The organism is Bradyrhizobium sp. B039 (genome assembly GCF_038965675.1).
In the GTDB taxonomy this organism is placed as follows: Bacteria; Pseudomonadota; Alphaproteobacteria; order Rhizobiales; family Xanthobacteraceae; genus Bradyrhizobium; species Bradyrhizobium diazoefficiens.
The window spans coordinates 6,242,928-6,258,658 of sequence record NZ_CP152416.1 but is presented as its reverse complement, the minus strand read 5'-3'; the positions used below and the strand labels follow the sequence as shown (position 1 = coordinate 6,258,658).

The 15,731-nt window shown below is 60.6% G+C and carries 14 protein-coding genes and 2 pseudogenes; 14 read left to right on the top strand and 2 right to left on the bottom strand.

The genetic code is table 11. The features are described 5' to 3' along the window. Positions 1-7 precede the first annotated feature (7 nt). The 4 genes from AAFG50_RS29780 (at position 8) to AAFG50_RS29765 (ending at position 4,187) form a co-directional block, all read left to right on the top strand. Positions 8-967, top strand: coding sequence for a glycosyltransferase (locus tag AAFG50_RS29780; protein WP_157862139.1), 960 nt, complete (start codon positions 8-10; stop codon positions 965-967). A 114-nt stretch (positions 968-1,081) separates the two neighbouring features. Next, on the top strand, positions 1,082-2,632 hold the full coding sequence (locus tag AAFG50_RS29775; protein WP_129557341.1) for a glycosyltransferase family 4 protein: 1,551 nt from the start codon (positions 1,082-1,084) through the stop codon (positions 2,630-2,632). Beyond that, positions 2,629-3,330 (top strand): nucleotidyltransferase family protein, encoded by a 702-nt coding sequence (locus AAFG50_RS29770; RefSeq protein WP_028173173.1) that lies wholly within the window; start codon positions 2,629-2,631, stop codon positions 3,328-3,330. The genes AAFG50_RS29775 and AAFG50_RS29770 overlap by 4 nt, the downstream gene beginning before the upstream one ends. Beyond that, the gene (locus tag AAFG50_RS29765; protein WP_028173174.1) at positions 3,327-4,187 is read left to right on the top strand and encodes an NAD-dependent epimerase/dehydratase family protein; all 861 of its coding nucleotides are present in this window, start codon (positions 3,327-3,329) and stop codon (positions 4,185-4,187) included. Before AAFG50_RS29770 ends, AAFG50_RS29765 begins: the two co-directional genes overlap by 4 nt. Here the strand turns inward: AAFG50_RS29765 and AAFG50_RS29760 are convergent. Continuing rightward, complete coding sequence (locus tag AAFG50_RS29760) at positions 4,184-5,437, bottom strand: polysaccharide biosynthesis protein (protein WP_231166544.1); 1,254 nt, start codon at positions 5,435-5,437, stop codon at positions 4,184-4,186. The two genes, AAFG50_RS29765 and AAFG50_RS29760, sit on opposite strands and share 4 nt — an antisense overlap. A gap of 206 nt (positions 5,438-5,643) precedes the next feature. Here AAFG50_RS29760 and rfbG point away from each other — a divergent pair, with 206 nt between their 5' ends. From rfbG to AAFG50_RS29735, 5 genes are all read left to right on the top strand, one after another. After that, positions 5,644-6,681, top strand: coding sequence for a CDP-glucose 4,6-dehydratase (gene rfbG / locus AAFG50_RS29755; RefSeq protein ID WP_231166543.1), 1,038 nt, complete (start codon positions 5,644-5,646; stop codon positions 6,679-6,681). Then, the gene (locus tag AAFG50_RS29750; protein ID WP_028173177.1) at positions 6,668-7,609 is read left to right on the top strand and encodes an NAD(P)-dependent oxidoreductase; all 942 of its coding nucleotides are present in this window, start codon (positions 6,668-6,670) and stop codon (positions 7,607-7,609) included. The genes rfbG and AAFG50_RS29750 overlap by 14 nt, the downstream gene beginning before the upstream one ends. A gap of 7 nt (positions 7,610-7,616) precedes the next feature. Then, complete coding sequence (locus tag AAFG50_RS29745) at positions 7,617-8,531, top strand: alpha-1,2-fucosyltransferase (RefSeq protein ID WP_028173178.1); 915 nt, start codon at positions 7,617-7,619, stop codon at positions 8,529-8,531. 233 nt (positions 8,532-8,764) lie between these two features. Then, entirely contained in the window at positions 8,765-9,028 is a 264-nt protein-coding gene (locus AAFG50_RS29740) for a hypothetical protein (RefSeq protein ID WP_129557340.1), read from the top strand. Positions 9,029-9,124: 96 nt separating this feature from the next. Further along, entirely contained in the window at positions 9,125-9,997 is an 873-nt protein-coding gene (locus tag AAFG50_RS29735) for a glycosyltransferase family A protein (protein WP_157862138.1), read from the top strand. A gap of 26 nt (positions 9,998-10,023) precedes the next feature. On the opposite strand, the pseudogene AAFG50_RS29730 reads toward AAFG50_RS29735, so the two are convergent. Beyond that, a pseudogene (locus tag AAFG50_RS29730) lies at positions 10,024-10,504 on the bottom strand (lysylphosphatidylglycerol synthase domain-containing protein); the annotation flags it as partial. Positions 10,505-10,736: 232 nt separating this feature from the next. On the opposite strand from AAFG50_RS29730, the pseudogene AAFG50_RS29725 reads away from it, so the two are divergent. The 5 genes and pseudogenes from AAFG50_RS29725 to AAFG50_RS29705 form a co-directional block, all read left to right on the top strand. After that, a pseudogene (locus AAFG50_RS29725) lies at positions 10,737-11,164 on the top strand (cupin domain-containing protein); the annotation flags it as partial. Positions 11,165-11,373: 209 nt separating this feature from the next. Then, positions 11,374-12,507, top strand: a complete 1,134-nt coding sequence (locus tag AAFG50_RS29720; RefSeq protein WP_080668119.1) for an acyltransferase family protein — start codon at positions 11,374-11,376, stop codon at positions 12,505-12,507. Positions 12,508-12,630: 123 nt separating this feature from the next. Next, positions 12,631-12,834: a hypothetical protein gene (locus AAFG50_RS29715; RefSeq protein WP_028173183.1), complete on the top strand. Its 204-nt coding sequence runs from the start codon at positions 12,631-12,633 to the stop codon at positions 12,832-12,834. Between the two features lie 347 nt (positions 12,835-13,181). Then, positions 13,182-13,742, top strand: coding sequence for an HAD family hydrolase (locus AAFG50_RS29710; RefSeq protein WP_039185975.1), 561 nt, complete (start codon positions 13,182-13,184; stop codon positions 13,740-13,742). Between the two features lie 907 nt (positions 13,743-14,649). Continuing rightward, positions 14,650-15,546 (top strand): NAD(P)H-binding protein, encoded by an 897-nt coding sequence (locus AAFG50_RS29705; protein ID WP_049832474.1) that lies wholly within the window; start codon positions 14,650-14,652, stop codon positions 15,544-15,546. The last annotated feature ends 185 nt before the right edge of the window (positions 15,547-15,731 follow it).

Genomic DNA, 15,731 nt, shown 5'->3' with positions numbered 1-15,731 from the left:
GTTGTCGGTGCGTAACGGCGGCGTCGACTTGCCGGAGGCGCTCGGCACGATCCTCAATCAGTCATTCACCGATTTCGAGCTGATTGCGATCAACAACGGCTCGACCGACGGTACGCGAGAGTTCCTCGATCAGGTCGCTGATCCAAGGGTGCGCGTGTATCATCAAGAGGACAGGGGCCTCGCCGCCGCGCTCAATCGCGGCATTTCACTGGCACGTGGCCGGTATATCGCGCGGCAAGATCACGACGATTGGGCGTTGCCGACCCGCATCGCGCAGCAGGTGGCGTTTCTTGATGCCAATCCCGATCATGCGCTGGTCGGCACCCGCGCCGAGGTTTGGATCGGGAATAGCCCGACCGGCCGGTTTCACGATCATCCCACGAATGATGCGGACCTGCGCTTCGCGCTACTGTTCAACAATTATTTCGTCCATTCCTCGGTGATGATGCGCAAGACTGCGCTCGATCAGGTCGGCGTCTACACCACCGACCGCTCGCGCCAGCCACCTGAAGACTATGAGCTTTGGTCGCGCATCGCACGACAGTTTCGGGTCGCCAACCTTCCGGAGCGGTTGACGATCTATCGCGAGGTGCCGACCAGCATGTCGCGCGAGGGCGCCAATCCGTTCATGGAGAAGCTGATCTTGATCTCTGCTGAAAACCTGGCGGCTGCGGCGACCGGCGTGCCGCAGCCTCAGCCCGTTCATCAGGATATCGCGTGCCTAGTCCACGGTCAGCCGGACAAGATGTCGCGAGACGCTGATATCGAAGCCATGTGTGCTGCAATTGCCATGGCTGGGAAATTGATCTTCGGTGATCGGAGCTTTGACCCGGACAGTGATCCCGTCGCGTTCTGGTGCCGGAACCTGCGGCATCATTTCGCCATTCATCGCTATCGGCTGAATGGCGCGCGGACTGTCGCTCGCAGCGTGAGAACAGCGTTGCGTCGATTTGGCTTTCCGATTTAAGGTTGATCGCGTTTGAGCGGCAAATCATCGTTGCGGATAATGAAGGGACATTGATTGCGCCTCCTGCTTTGCTGTGAATCCTATCCGCCGCACCGAGGCGGCGTGCAGGAGGTCATGCGGCAGATCGCCGAACGCATGGCCGCGCGGGGCCATGACGTCACGGTGGCCACGAGTATCCATCCGGACAGGCGATCGAAGGTTGTCAACGGCGTCAGGATTCGCGCGTTCGATGCGGGCGGGAAGTCGGCCTATGGCCTGAACGGCGAGATCGAGGCTTATCGCGAGTTCGTCAGGACGTGCCCCGTCGACGCGATCCTCATCATGGCCGCGCAGCAATGGAGCTTTGATGCGCTGTGGACTGTGTTCGACGACATCAAGGCGCGCAAAGTATTCATTCCTTGCGGCTTTTCGGGGCTCTACGAGCCCGATTTCGCGGACTATTTCCGGAAGCTTCCGGACATCCTCAAGAAGTTCGATCATCTCGTCTTCAACGCCGAAAGATATCGCGACATCGATTTCGTCCGAAACATCGGCCTGACTAATTTGACGGTGCTGCCCAACGGCATCAGCGAGGCCGATTTCGAGCGGGAAGCGGATCCTGACTTTCGCCAACGGATGGCGATACCGGAAGATGCGTTCCTGTTCATGACCGTCGGCAATCCGATCGAGGCCAAGGGCCATCGCGACGTCGTCGAGGCGTTCTTGCACTTGGATACAAGTGGACGATCCGCGGTGTTGCTGTCGATCGCGGGATGGCCCGCCATCGAGTCGGGATATCTCCGGCACGTAAAGGCCGCCGTTCGCTTTGCCATGACCCTAGCTACTCGTGCGGTCGCCGTGACCAGGCGCGAGGGCTGGCCCGGGTTGCGACGGCTTGTGCGGCGGGCGCTGGAAAAATTGCGCCAGGCTATCGTCATCCGTCTGGTCAACTCGCGGCTGGGTCACGTCGCCCGCTTTATCGACTCTGCCGTCCGGCGCGTTGCTCACATCGCGCGGGTCGAAGGATGGCCAGGCATCAAGCAACTGGCCCTGCGCAAGCTTGGCAGGAGGCCGCGCGCACCCATCGGCGTGGCCCCTTGTTCCGATATGCAGCGTGAAGGCGCACACATAGCTACCACGGGCACGCCGCCGCCATCTGCACGCCTTGAGAGCATCGAGAGCATAGCTGCAAGAGCCTCCGCGCAACCGCTGAAGCGGGCGATCCTGACCGATCTGACGCGGCCGGAGTTGATTCAGGCCTACATGGCTGCCGATCTCTTCGTCTTTGCCTCGCGGATCGAATATTCTCCGCTGGTATTGTACGAGGCGGCCGCGGCCGGAACGCCATTCCTGACGGTTCCGGTCGGCAATGCCGACGAGATCGTGCGCTGGACCGGGAGCGGACTGCTCTGCGAGGCTTCAAAAGACACTTTCGGCTATACCCGCGTCGATCCGCAAAACCTCGCCAAGGCGATGGCAAATTGCATGCGCAAACCAGACATGCTTGCCCGGTTGGGGACGACCGGACGAGAGCGGTGGCGCAAGCACTTCACCTGGGAGGTCGTTGCCGGGTACTATGAGGACATTCTTTCGGGCAAGACGCCCGATGTCTGTATCACTGACCTGCAGTCCCGGGATCAGCCAGCGCTGGATCCGCCGGGGCAGCCAATCTCGAGCGTAGCATGAAACACGCAGTCATCCTGGCCGGCGGTCGGGGCACCCGCCTCCGGCCCTACACCCTGACGCTTCCGAAGCCGCTGGTCCCGCTGGTGGACACGCCGATCGTGGAGATCGTGATCCGCAAACTAACGAATGCCGGCTACGATGGGGCGACGCTGGCGATCAATCACATGGGCGATCTGATCAAGGCCTATTTCGGAACCGGCGAGCGATGGGGACTGAAGCTTCGCTATTCCCTTGAAAACGAGCCTCTGGGCACGATCGCGCCTCTTCGACTGATCAGTGATCTTCCGGACAATTTTCTGGTCATCAATGCCGACGTGTTGAGTGATCTGAATCTGTCAACATTTCTTGCAGATCACGTCGCATCCGGCGCGATCTTTACCATCGGTGCGACCAGTCGCGACCAGGTCCTGGACTATGGCGTTCTTGGCGTCGAGGGTGAACGCCTGCTGGAATTCCGGGAGAAGCCGAAGCTGCCCCAACTTGTCAGCATGGGCATCTATGGCGTCAATCGGCGCGTGCTTGATCATATCCCGCCGACCGGCCCCTTCGGGTTTGATCAATTGATGCTCAAACTCATCGCGACCGGCGAGCCGGTCAATGTCAAACGGCATGATGGCTACTGGCTCGATATCGGTCGACCGGACGACTACGAACGCGCCACCATCGAGTTCGAGAAGGACCGGAAGCGCTTCCTGTGACCGACCGTGTGCTGGTGACGGGCGGCCGCGGCTTTGTTGGCCGCAGGCTCGTCCAGCTTCTGAGAGAGCGGGGCGTCGAGGTCCATGCACCGGACCGCGGCGTGCTCGACGTAGCGGCAGGCGCCTTTCCAGACGTTACCGTCGACTGGGTCATTCATCTCGCGGGCCGAACCTTTGTGCCGGCATCATGGAGCGAACCGGCCGATTTCTACCGCATAAATGTGCTCGGCACGGTCAATGTGCTCGACTATTGCCGGAAGACCCAGGCGAGGCTGATCCATGTGAGCGGCTATTGCTACGGCATTCCCGAGACGCTGCCGATCCCGGAAACCGCGCCGCTGAAGCCGAACAATCCCTATGCCTTCTCGAAGAAGGCCGCCGAAGACGCCTGCCGCTTCTTCTTCGAATGCCTGCAGGTCTCGGTGATGATCGTGCGTCCGTTCAACATCTACGGCCCGGGACAGCCGGTGAATTTCCTGATTCCGCACATCGTCGAGCAGGCGATCGATTCTAGCGCCGCCATCGTGGTGGAGGACGATACGCCGAGGCGCGATTACGTGCATCTCGACGACGTCGTCGGCGCTATCGACTGCATTCGCAGGAATCCCAGACCCGGGGCTGTCTTCAATATTGGTTCGGGAAAGTCCTACTCGGTCGCGCAGGTGGCGGAGATCGTGCGCAGCGCCGCCAATGTCGGCAAACCGTTCGTCAGCCGTGGCAACCGGCGCGTCAACGACATACCGGACGTGATCGCCGACATTGCGGCGATCAGGGATGCGACCGGCTGGTCGCCGTCGATTACGCTCGAGGATGGGCTGCGTGGCCTGGTTGCCCACGCCAAAGGCCGGGGCGCCTAGGTGCGGTCGTCCAGGCTGCGGCCGGTCTCGATGTGCTTGAAGCCGGGAACGACAGAGGCGACGTGGCGCGCGATGTCCGATTTCTCCAGTTTCATGCCCGCATCCGTCGCGATCTCGTCGAAAAACGCCAGGGCCGGTTCGAGGGGGATCGGGGGCGGCACGTATCGCAACGCGCTCAACGCGGCGAAGTCCGTCGGTGCTGGCTTCTCGTCGACGGCCACGAACTCTTCGTAGGGTTTTTCGCCACTGGTATCGAGCGGGGTCAGCAGAACGGGATAGGAGCCGCGCTTGAGTTCGGTCTCGGTTGCCGCACATGCCTCCGCCTCGTGCTCGTAGAACGCAGGCTGCAGACCAAGTTCTTGCAGCAGCGCCACGGCAATATCGACCAGGGGCCGCAAGTGTTCGTTCGGATCAAGTCGGGGAAAGGTGATGTGTCCGGGTGCGGCGGCGCCCGCGGTCAACAGACAGATCTCCGCCGCTTCCCTCGGGCTCACAAAGTAGCGGCGTACCTCACGCGGCACGGCCAGGGGCTGTCGGCGGGCGAGCCGGTACAGAAAGCCTTGCAGCAGGCTTCCATTGGAAAAGGCGACATTGGCGAAACGCGTGGATGTCACCGAAGCGCCTTCGTTGCCGATCGAAAACAGCACATGCTCCATCAGACGTTTGCTCGCGCCCATCAGGCTGGTCGGGTTCGCCGCCTTGTCGGTGGATACCGCGAAATAGCGCTTTCCATGGCCGTACTTCTGCAGCCATTTGGTGAAGCGGTGCATCTTGACGACGTTGGTGTCGATCATCTGGATGACCGATGGAACGTCCTTCTCGGACCGGACGTGTTTGTGGGCCGCAAAGTGCAGCACCAGATCGTAGGGCTTCTCCGTCTGCAACAGGCGCTCGGCGGCGGCGCTGCCATAATCGATTGGCAACAGGCGGAATTCGCCGCTGACCAGCGACTGCGGGCGCGAGCGGAAATCACGGACCAGTTCGACAAGGCCGTTTTCGGCAAGGTCGATGACGTGAACGGCGGCAGGGGCGTAAGGGAACAGCAGCTCGAGCGTGGCGCTGCCGATGCTTCCGGCGCCGCCGGTCACCAGGATGCGCCGGCCGGCGATGGCCGACCTGAGCTCAGCATCGTGCGCTTTGATGTCCTCGGCAAAAAGCGAGGTGGTCCGACTTGTGGTCAGACGGCTCAACTCGGGATTAAAGAACAGGGACCCCGTGTCCATCAAACCGTTGCCTGAGAAGGCTTTCATAGCATGTCCCATTCTTGCTAAAGGGGGGCAGGTCGGAATCCCGGCTCGGGCGATCCTCGGGCAGGCTCCCATTCGCAACTTTTTCGTCAGCCCGTGCTCTCTTTAAGGTGATCGGTGTCCATTCTGCAAGGTCGTAAATGAGTGCCATAAGCCCTGAATCTCCTCTGCTCGACTTCGAGCTCGTATTGCGGGGAGCGCGTGTATTCGTGACTGGACACAGCGGCTTCACCGGCGGCTGGCTCGTCAGCTGGCTGAAGCGCATCGGCTGCGATGTCGCGGGGCTTGCGCTTGAACCTGCGACCGAGCCCAGCCTGTTCGTGGCGGCAAACATCGCAGACGGTATCTCTTCGACCATCGGCGATATCCGCGATTTCGCCACGGTGCGCGGCGCGATTGCAAGGCATCGGCCGCAGGTCGTCATTCACCTCGCGGCGCAGCCGCTGGTCTCGAAATCCTTTGCGGACCCGATCGAGGCTTTCGCCACCAATGCGCTCGGCACCGCGCATGTGCTAGAGGCGGCGCGACTCACGCCGGACGTCAAGTGCGTCGTTTGCATCACCACCGACAAGGTCTATCGCGACCAGGACTGGGTGTGGGGCTATCGCGAGCAGGATCCGCTCGGCGGCAAGGATCCCTACAGCGCCTCCAAGGCCTGCGCCGAGCTGGTTGCAGCCTCCTACCGCGCGACGCTGGCCGAGCGCGGCAATGGTGTGCTCATCGCTAACGCCCGCGGCGGCAATATCATAGGCGGCGGCGATTGGTCGGCCGACCGGATCGTCCCGGACTTCGTTCGCGCCGTGACGAAGCGCCAGCCGATCTCGCTGCGCAACCCGGGCGCGGTGCGTCCGTGGCAGCATGTGATGGCGCTGGTCCATGGCTATCTGGTGCTCGCGGCTCGGCTGTTGGGCGGCGACCGCTTGGCCGCGGACAACTGGAACTTCGGTCCGAGCGATGAGGCCGCCCGGACAGTTCGGGATTTGGTCGAACAGCTCAGTGCTAGCTGGACAACGCCGGAAATTACCTACGCGCCCGGCAGTTTCCCCGAAACACGCTTCCTCCATCTCGACAGCACCAAGGCTCGAAGCCTGCTGGGTTGGGCGCCCCCTTTATCCTTCAAGGATACGATCGAACTGAGCGCTGGCTGGTATCGCGACTTTACAGCCAATCCAGCAGACGCTGCGCAAATCACCGATCGGCAAATCGAACACTATCGTAACGCCTTGAGGAATCATGCCGACCGTTAACGTTCTCGTCACTGGCGCCTCGGGCTTTATTGGGGCTCATCTCGTCGCTCGCCTGCTGTCGGAAGGCAGCCGCGTCACGGTTTTGACGAGATCATCCAGCGCGCTGCCGCCGGAATGGCACGACCGGATCAGCGTCATTGCCTGCGACGATTTCACCGAGACGGGCTTGCGGCGGCTGCTTCATGCGCCCTTCGACACGGTCTTCCATCTGGCGGCTTATGGTGTCCGACCGAACCACCGCGACATCGATGAGATGATTCGTATCAATGTGGAGCTACCGGCGACCCTAGTACGGCTTTGTACCGAATGGCGTGCGCGGATGATCATGGCGGGCACCTTTTCGGAGTATCGAAGTCCATCGACCCAGGAACCGCTTACGGAAGATTCGCCCCTAGAGCAGGGCAAGCTCTATGGTTCATCGAAGGCGGCCGGCGGACTCATGGCAAGCGCGATCGCTAAAAGCAACGGCGCCGATTTCCGGCTGTTACGTCTCTTCAAGGTCTATGGTGCGGGTGAAGCACCTCATAGGCTTCTGCCGGCGCTCGTCAGCGGCCTGACGAAACGCGAGCGGGTTGCCATATCGGCCGGCACGCAGATCCTCGACTTCGTCTACATTGACGACGTTATCGAGGCCATGCTTCGGGCCGATTCGCATTGTCGCGACAAAGGTGGCATCGCGACCTGGAACGTTTCTACTGGTCGCGCCCATTCGGTTCGAGATTTCGCCGAGCGCGTCGCGGCGGCGATGGGCGCGGATGCGTCCCTGCTTGGTTTCGGTGCAATCAACATGCGCAGGGACGACGAGCCTTGGCTCGTCGGCTCGCCAGATTTGCTTCGTTCGGAACTCGGCTGGCAGCCTTCGGTCGGGCTTGATGAAGGCGTACGTGCTGCGGTCGCCGTGCTTTGCCGCGCCCACTCAGCGGAATAGGTGCCAAGTGATTACGGTGTCTCTCATCGGCGGGCTAGGTAACCAGATGTTCCAATATGCGGCCGGCAAGGCGCTTGCGGAGCGTCATGGCGTCCCTCTTGCCCTCGACCTCAGCGGATTCCGCAATTATGCGCTCCGCTCGTTTCTGCTGGACCGCCTGCTTGTGCCGGAGGCCGTCGCCTCGTCGGCGCAAGCTGAAATTGTGCCGCAGCCCGATAAAAATTTTTCGCCCGTCAAATGGAGGGGGCGGATCGATCGGCTGCTCGGGCGGGCGGGCCTGCCGAAGCTTGCGCCGTCGCCGCATGAATATCGCGAGCCGCATTTCCACTACGACGCTGCGTTCGAGGCGCTCGGGCCGCAGACCTCGCTGTTCGGCTATTTCCAGAGCGAGCGCTATTTTGGCTCGATCACGGAGAGCTTGCGTGGCTGGTTTTCTCCCCGCGAGCCGTTCGGCGGCGCGGCCGCTGACGTGCTTTCGCGCATCGAAGCCAGCCGGCTGCCCATATCGGTGCATGTCCGGCGCGGCGATTATCTCAATCCTGGAACGGCCGAATTCCACGGCATTCTGGGCGAGCCCTACTACAGCGAGGCGCTCGGCCGCCTCGAAGGAGAGATCGGCGAGCGGACGGAGCTTTTCGTATTCTCCGATGATCCTGCCGCGGCGGAACAGATCCTGAATTTCGTGCCGAAATCGCGCCTCGTTCACGTCCGCGGCGATCCGGAGCGGCCCTGGGAAGACATGGCGCTGATGGCGCGTTGCCGCCATCACGTCATCGCCAACAGCTCCTTCAGCTGGTGGGGGGCGTGGCTCAATCGCGCGCCGGACAAGATTGTCGTCGCGCCGCGGGCGTGGTTTGCGGCGACTGAATTGGCCAAGCGAAAAACTGGTGATCTTTATCCCCCCGGATGGCTTCTGGTCTGATAGACTGGTGATTGACCAGCGCGCGCGATACGGAACAAGGGGGCATCATGCCGCTTCCGAGTGCACGCGTGTTCGTCGGCAAGCTCCCCGCAAGGCTCAGGCCATCAAGTCCCGGACCGTCAAGTCTCGGACCGTCGAGGCTCAGGTTGTCAAAAGCTCCTGGCCTGATCCCGTCCGCAACCCGATCGCGTCCGAGTTCAAGGTCGATCTTCTGGACGCTATCGAGCTTGCTTTTGGAGAAGATCGTACAGGTGGCGGGCACGCACCCATACCCGAAGAACGAATTGCTGCTCATGACTGTCGCGCCATGCCACCTCAAGCCATCGGTGGTGTTCGACTGGGGAACGCATATCGGCGTGTCCGCTCGGATCTTTTACGAATGCGACCAGGCGTTCAAGCTCGGCTATGAAATCCATCACGCGCCGTCGAGGAGACCATGGAAAAATTCCCCTTACGCTTCTGCGTCATCAAGTCCGGCCTCGGGCTGCCGGGCATGACGCTACTGGCCACGATGTGATGCCAGCGCGAAAACTGCGGCGATCACCGGCCTGCAAATGAGCATCCCGGATCGGCCGCCCCTCGTTTCCGTCATCATGTCGATGCGCAACAGCGCCGTGACCGTGGAGGCGGCTGTGCGCTCGGTGCTGCAGCAGACGCTTGCGGATTGGGAGCTGATCGTCATCGATAACGGCTCCTTCGACGAGAGCGGTGCCATTGTCGCTGGCTTCAACGATCCGCGCATTCGGCTGGTCCGCGAGGCGAGCACGTCGTGCCTTGCGGTCCGACTGAATCAGGCGGTCACGCTCAGCCGCGGTGAGTTCATTGCGCGGATGGACGCTGACGATATCTGCTTCCCGGATCGTCTGTCCCGGCAGGTCGCGAGGTTGCGCGAGGATCCCAGGCTCGATCTTATCGGCTGCGGCGCCGTGGTCTTCACCAGCGCGGGTGAGCTCGTCGGCGAGTTGCCGGTCGGTCGTGTCCATCAGGACATCGTGGCGCGGCCTTTTGCCGGCTTTCCGTTTCCGCACCCCACCTGGTGCGGGCGCGCGACCTGGTTCAGAGACAACCCATATGATTCCAGCATTGGCTATGCGGAAGACCAGGATCTCCTGCTACGCAGCTTCCGACACTCCAGGCTGGGCGCCGTCGATGCCGTGCTGCTCGCCTATCGCCAGGATCGGCTCTCCCTGAGGAAACTGGTTACCGGCCGCCTGACCTTCATGGGATCGCTCTGGCGCCATGGGCTTGCGACCCGCGAAGTCCTGCCGGTGCTCGCAGGAATGACAAACCACATCGTCAAGGCGGCGGTCGATATTGCGACCGTAAGCACCGGCCTGAACCGATCCATGCAACTTCGTCGGTTGAGGCCGATTTCGCCGGCGATTGCGCCTCAGTGGCGTGAGCTGCGACAGGTGCTCCTGGCGCCCACGAACCTCGCCGGAAATCCCGGTCCATGCGCGGCATAGCGGGCCGACCTAACGTCGGCGCGCGATCAGTCCTCTACGGCGTGAGCTACCTCGATATGGCCTGACGCTTTCTCTGCGCTGAAGATCCAGACCAGCCCGCCGTGCGCGCCCACGATGAAGTAGACTGCGCCGAACAGGATCGATACCACGGTGCCGTCGGTCTGGGCGAGCCCGGCATAGCCGAACGCCACCATCGTGGTCGCCTCGCGCACCTCCCAACCGGCGATTGAGATCGGCAACATGGTGATGAACGGCGGGGTCAGCATGAACAGCTGCTCGAAATCGCCGGCCGCTGCGATCGAGCGCACGCAGCACCAGGCGATCACCACCGCGAGCACGTGAATGGTGAGCGAGAGGACGGCGATCTTCGGCCCGCTCTTTCCTTGAGAAAAGCACCTGATTGGCAATCACCGAGCAGGCATGGATATGCTTGGTCGCCCACCAGTGCTTCAGCCAGGCCCAATGCAGGCGGCCGAGCAGCAGGAAGCCCAGGCCGCCGGACAACGCCGTGGCCGCGGCGTTCGCGCGCGCGGGCAGCCCGGTGATCGGGTTCGACATCGATGCCGTAAGGGTCCGGGAACTTCAGGCGGGGCAGCACCGCACCGTGAGGTCGAGGCTTCCGACCTTACGCGCGACGCTGGTTTGACTAGCGAGAACGCCAGGCTCCCGCTTGCGACTTTTTCATCATCCCGGTCCCGACTCCGATCGATGCTGCCAACAGGCCCGATTTGAACGCCATGTGCGAGTGGCGACCCAGGCCGCCGTGCTGGTGTCGCGGCAGAGGGACGCCAACGGCCTGAAGCGGCTTGTGGCAAACTCAAGAGGGCGGCGCCGCAGGTCACCATCGATCATCTCAAGGTGCACCGACCCTGTGGCAGCTACCAGTCGGTCGACAATGCGCACGCCCTCAGGTCAAGCGCATCATCGTCAAGCCGGGCCAGCGACTGTCGCTGCAGAAGCACTATCATCGCTCAGAGCACTGGATCGTTGTGCGGGGCGCTGCGCGCGTCACCGTCAACGAGCAAGACCGTGCACGAGAACGAATCGATTTATATCCCGATGGACGCCGCGCATCGGCTTGAAAATCCTGGCAAGATCATGCTGGAACTGATCGAGACCGGCGGCTATCTCGGCGAGGGCGACATCATCCGCATCGAGGACGACTACGCCGCTCGTGAAGCGGAATTCGCGGGGCGTTATCTTGGAATACCGTACGCAGGCGGCAAAGCCGACGACACCGAATCAAAGAGGCAAAGAAAGTGTTTTGAACCGCCATCGCGCTTTAGGTCTTTGATCCGGCTTGCTCCTTTTGGAAACCCGCAGCATACTTTTCCGGATGTTGCTGTTATGCTGCGCTTGGTTTCCAAAGAGGCTGCATGTCCGATAGATTGCCGCAACCCGCGGTTCGCGATGGATTTCTCGACTGCCTGAAGGGTTTTGCGATCCTCACCGTAGTGGCCGGTCATACGTTCCAAGGCGCGACCCTGGAATTTGACGACTACTGGCCGTTCAAATTCATCTACGCATTCCACATGCCCATGTTCATGTTCGTTTCGGGCATGACAGCAGCGTTTTTCTTCAAGCGGCAAGTCCTGGAACGGCACGTCACCGCGCAAATCGATGTTTCCGTCTTTGGCCTTGACCTCTGGAAGAAGGCGCAGCGTCTTCTCATTCCGTTCTTCACCTGGGCTGTTGTCAGCTACGCGCTGAATCCTTCGGGTGACTTTGTCTCCTACATGGTCAAGATCATCCAATATCCGGACAATGGGCTATGGTTTCTGCCAGTTCTTTTCCAATGCAGCATTGGCTTGACGGCGGCAGGCCTGCTCGTGGTTGCGTTCCGTCGCTTGTGTCCGGAAAACTGGTCCATCTCCTGGGACGATCGTAGGACCCAGGCTCTTGCCTTCATCGTTGCAACTGTCCTTGTGAACTACGCCAGTCGTTGTCTTCCCAGCGGGCTTGGTCTTTATCTTGCGCGGCTGCACTTTCCCTACGTTGCCGCCGGCCTCGTTTACCAGATCGGGCTTTCGCGCGGTTTGCCGGCTATTCTTCGTCCGCTTCCCTACGTGATTTTCCTGGCGCTTGTTCCCTTCTGGCACCGCACCGACGTGTCGTCGCTCGTCGCTTATTTCCCGCCTTCCTGGGGGCATCCGCGGTCGATCAATGGCATCTACCTCATGATCGTCGCCATGGCCGGTACTCTGGCATTCGTCGATCTTGCAGGAATTATCTATCGCCGCTTGCCAGCCTTCCTGGAGCGCTCGCTGGTGTTTCTTGGCCAGCGATCCCTGGATATCTATGCCGTCCATTTTCATTTTCTCGGAACGTGGCCTCCGATCATCGCTCCGACATTGTACAGCCTGGCGGTCTCGACGGTGCTGAGACTGAATTCATCGACCGCCTGGATCTTCTTTGGCCAGCGGCAAAGCCTATTGTCGCGAGGTTCGCGTCTTGCCGATCATGCTCCCGTCGTGGTTGATGCGAGGCCGATTGGGCGTGCTGCGCCGTGAAGTGTGTGGCAGGGACGTGGCGCCGGCACCACAACTGGTCCAGGCTCCCAAAAGAGTCGCGTCCGTGCTAGGCTGCTCCGCGATGGATTGCGCCATGGCGAAGGGCCGAGGAGGAGACGCGCGATGCTGATCAATCCGTTTCGCCGTTCGCGGTCCGAAGGCCCGTTTCGGACCCGCGCGCCTGCCCGAGACCATGAGGCGGACAACCAGCTGGTCGGCCAGGTCGCATCCGCCATTGACGAGGCGCTGCAGAAGGTCGCGGCGCAACGAGACGGTCTCAGGCGGCGGCTCGCCCTCGACCATGTGCATCGCCGTCGTAGGTATTGAAAGGCTTTGCTCGCTTCGCTATGAGCGACTTGGATGAACTGAAGAGTGTTGTCGAAACACTTCGGCATGGTTTCGACCGGGTCGCGAGCTTCCATCCGCGAACGAGTAGGGAAAATCTAGCCAATGCGCGGCGCTGCGAAGAATCGGTCTCTGATGAAGCAGCTAATCCGGTCGTCAGATCGCAGGCGCACTCCCTATTTGGGAACAGAGAGCTGACCGCCTGTTGGCATGAGAGTTTCGGCACAGGAGGGCGAACGTTGGGAGACTATTTGTGGCGAGCGGCTCCACGCTCGTGCGTGGTATGACTCTGACCGCTGTCGTCTGTGGGAACGAAGATATTGAAAACCATACGTCCGGCAGTTTTCTTTGATCGTGATGGCGTCCTCAACGAGGACGACGGCTACACTTTTGATCCGAACAAGGTTCGGTGGGTGGAAGGAGCCCAACAGGCCGTAAAAGGAGTCAATGACGCCGGGTATTTTGCGTTTGTAGTGACGAACCAATCGGGAATCGCTAGGGGATTTTACGAGGAGCGACATGTTCGCAACTTGCACGAATGGATGTCGCGTGAGCTTGCTATTGTTGGTGCCCATATCGATGCGTTCGAATTTTGCCCACATCACCCTGATGGCCTGGTTGAGCGTTACCGTGTCCGCTGCAACTGTCGTAAGCCGCAGCCGGGGATGATTAGAGCTCTGCTTGAGCGGTACCCCGTAGCTATCGACGCTAGTTTCATGATCGGCGACAAGCAGAGTGATCTTGCTGCGGCGCAAGCAGCCGGCATCGCGGCCTATATGTTTGACGGGTCAAACCTCCATGCGTTCATCGCCCCGCTGTTAATAGATCGATCCGCCGATCTCCCGCAGCAACCACGGCCGGATCGCGGTGGCTCCGGAACCGAAGATTGATGCCGTCGATTTCGTGAGCGTTTGATCGCTAGCGAAATCAAGGAAGCAAGTTGCGTCAGAGCGACAGCTCGAATCCAATCGCGCGAACGCAGCGAAGAGTACCGGCCCGCAAACAAGGGATGGGTAAGCGTGGAGCCCAGCCAATAGCCGACGAATGCAAGGCTTTATCCGATTTGCCGGAGGTAGGCGAGGGCCAATGGATACGGCCCGCCCAATTTAGCGCCCTGATTCTGATCCCGAAATGGACGAAGGCGACACCTCCGCAAGCCAAGAACTCACTTGGGCGCAGGACCTTCGAGAAAACAACCTCGGCGGATTCAAGAAAGCGATCGGAAAAGGGTTGAACGAAATCGTCTCCAGGCACAAGGATCTTGCTAGGTACGAGGCGCTATTCTGTTCGATGACGGTTCGATAGGTGATTTTCATACAGATCGCCTCTCCGCCGCCGCTCGGGGCATGTCGGAGGGAAGACACTCGACAGTCTAGGCGGTTCTCTCGAGCCGGCTTATCTCATTGGAAAGACGCTCAAGCGTCTGGCGGCGAAGAAGTTTGCTGCGGCGGTTCCGAGACGAGCCAAAGGCCGCGGCGACATTGATTTGCCTTGGAGCCGATGAGATCCATACACCATTGCGCGCCCCTCGCGCGCCGATCTCGGCCGGTGTTTCCGCGTCACAAATCTGCGGAAAGGCACGCTGATCGAGGCGCTGTCGACCGATTTAGGCCGTTCATAGCCGGCCGCTGTGTCGATCTGGGGCGCGCAGCCGCCGATGCGCTTGGCATCGGCGGTCTAGGCTGGGTGCGCGTCGAGACGTTGGATTGATTTCTTAATCAGCAAGACTTGCAGTTCGCGCATTGCCTCCGTAGCCTGTCAAAATAGCCAGATCAGTCTGAATTGAGCGTATGGAAGATGGTGGAATCGAAGAGCTTAGTCATTGGTGCGTCCGGGATAGTCGGATCGCGCATTGTAGAGCGGCTTTTGGTTACCGGCGAGAGGCCGACCGGGCTGTCGCGAAATCATCGAAGATCGGCAGGCGTTACATGGATCAGAGGCGATCTCTTAGATCCTCAGAGCGTTGCGTGGCCTGATGTTGAGATTATCTACTGCACTGCGAGCGCAAGACTTCTAGCAGACGCCATCCCCAGCATGGCACGGCCTTCGCTGAGGCGTGTCGTCCTTTTCACGACCACCAGTATTTCGACCAAAGTCGATTCTGCGGACCCCGAGGAACGGGCCGGCCTCGCCGAATACGCGAGGGCAGAAATGGATGTCATAGAAGGCTGCGAGAGCCGCGGTATTGGTTGGACGGTGTTGCGGCCGACTCTGATCTACGATGAAGGCAGGGATGTAAATGTCACTCGGATAGCAAGCTTAATTTCAAAGATCCGCTTTTTCCCATTGTGCGGTCGTGGGCATGGCTTGCGGCAGCCAGTGCATGCAGCGGATTGCGCTATTGCCGCTGTAAGTGCCGTGTCTACAGCTAGGGCGGAGAACAAAATATATAACCTGCCCGGCGGAGAAACTATAACTTATCGCGAAATGATTGGTCGCATTTTTGACGGCATCGATCGAGCCCGATGCATCGTGCCGGTGCCTCCATTCTTGTGGGAGGCGAGCTTTCATCTTTTGCGTAGTAAATTCCCCCACATCAAACCCGAGATGGGGAAGCGAATGGCCAAGAACATGGTCTTCGATCAAGCGCCTGCCAGATCTGATCTCGAATGGAAACCTCGACCGTTTAAGCCGTCATTCCGAGGTGTACTTGACAGGCGCGCGCCTACGGCGGACCTCGGCGGCGTCGACTAAGCTTCCAGCTCCCGAACGCGAGACCGCAGAGGCTGCGCATCGGCGAACCTAGGATTCCAGTCGGGCCGGAAGGAACGGCTTTGGCGGCCGCGGGCAGGCAGAATTCGAACGCGGTGGCCATGATCGGCAGATGGGGGAGAGACAGTGGAATCGCGAATCCCTTTAGAGTGTTTTGCGGCTCACGT

What these genes read in the sequence shown, in the direction of transcription:
- AAFG50_RS29705 (WP_049832474.1), top strand. Translation starts at nt 14,650, where the DNA reads ATGGTGGAATCGAAGAGCTTAGTCATTGGTGCGTCCGGGATAGTCGGA.
- AAFG50_RS29760 (WP_231166544.1), bottom strand. Translation starts at nt 5,437, where the DNA reads ATGAAAGCCTTCTCAGGCAACGGTTTGATGGACACGGGGTCCCTGTTC.
- AAFG50_RS29775 (WP_129557341.1), top strand. Translation starts at nt 1,082, where the DNA reads ATGCGGCAGATCGCCGAACGCATGGCCGCGCGGGGCCATGACGTCACG.
- AAFG50_RS29770 (WP_028173173.1), top strand. Translation starts at nt 2,629, where the DNA reads ATGAAACACGCAGTCATCCTGGCCGGCGGTCGGGGCACCCGCCTCCGG.
- AAFG50_RS29720 (WP_080668119.1), top strand. Translation starts at nt 11,374, where the DNA reads ATGTCCGATAGATTGCCGCAACCCGCGGTTCGCGATGGATTTCTCGAC.
- AAFG50_RS29750 (WP_028173177.1), top strand. Translation starts at nt 6,668, where the DNA reads ATGCCGACCGTTAACGTTCTCGTCACTGGCGCCTCGGGCTTTATTGGG.
- AAFG50_RS29715 (WP_028173183.1), top strand. Translation starts at nt 12,631, where the DNA reads ATGCTGATCAATCCGTTTCGCCGTTCGCGGTCCGAAGGCCCGTTTCGG.
- AAFG50_RS29735 (WP_157862138.1), top strand. Translation starts at nt 9,125, where the DNA reads ATGTCGATGCGCAACAGCGCCGTGACCGTGGAGGCGGCTGTGCGCTCG.